Source organism: Pseudonocardia lacus, from assembly GCF_018531445.1.
In the GTDB taxonomy this organism is placed as follows: domain Bacteria; phylum Actinomycetota; class Actinomycetes; order Mycobacteriales; family Pseudonocardiaceae; genus Pseudonocardia; species Pseudonocardia lacus.
Window position 1 is genome coordinate 1 of sequence record NZ_JAHDTH010000477.1, and the last position, 1034, is coordinate 1034.

The window sequence follows — 1034 nt, forward strand, 5'->3', positions numbered from 1 at the left end:
CGCACCCGGCGCGGACGCCGACGCCGCGGCCCGGGCGGAGTAGGCGTGCCGGCACTGCGTGCCCGCGGTCCCCGCGCAGCTGGCCTGCGCCGTGGCCTGACCGGGCGCAGCGGAAGCACCCGCTGCGACCACGACGCCGCCGCCGCCCGTGCCGCCGCGACCCGTGCCCGCCGCCGACGCCTTCGCCTTCGCGCCCGGCGCCGACGCCTCGGTCTTCACCGAGGCCGCGAACTCGTGCTCGCAGGTGACCCCGGCGGTGCCGGTGCACGCGGCCTGGGCCTGCGCCTGGGCCTGTCCGTTCCCGGCGACGGCCATGGCGCTGGTGGCCACCTGGCCGGCGCCGGTGGTGCCCTTGCCCTCGGCCGACGCGGACGCCTTGGCGGCCTTGCCCGCCTTGTCCTTGCTCTGCGCCTCGTAGCTGAACCGGCAGCCGCTGCTGGCACTGCCCTGGCAGCCGCCCGCGGCCATGGCCTGGGTGTCGGTGGTCTCGGCAACGGCGGTGGTCTGGCACCAGCCCGCGCCAGCGCCACCCTCGGAGCCGCACTCGGCCTTCGCGACGGCCTTGTTGCCCGCGGTCCGGCTGGTCTGCTTGCTCTCCGCGGCGATGGAGTGCTCGCAGGTCGAGCCCTTCGACCCGGCGCACTCGGCGGCGACCTGGGCCGTGGCCTCGTTGGCACCGACCTGGGTGCTGGCCGCGCACAGCCCGGCGGCACCCGCGGCGGTGCACGTGGTGTCCGCGGTCGCGGTGTTGCCGTCGTAGACCGCCCGGCCCCGGGTGCGGGTGAGGCAGTCCGCGCCGGCGCACTCGGCGCCGACCTGGACGGTGTGGTCGGCGGCCGTGCCGGTGGTGGCGCTGCCGCACGCGTCGGTCGAGGCGCAGGTGGACGAGCCCAGGGCCTGGCTGGTGCGCGGGAGGGCGGCGACCGGGCCGGCGGCCAGTTCGGCGGCCTTCTTCGCGGCCAGGCCGGCGGCCGCGTCCGCGGCGCCCTGCGCCTGGCCGGCGGCCTGCTGGGCCCGGGCGGCGGTCTGCTTCG

At 78.7% G+C, this 1034-nt stretch carries 1 pseudogene; it reads right to left on the bottom strand.

Features of this window, described 5'->3' with window-relative positions:
• Window positions 1-1034, bottom strand: a pseudogene (locus KIK08_RS39185) (hypothetical protein); the annotation flags it as partial.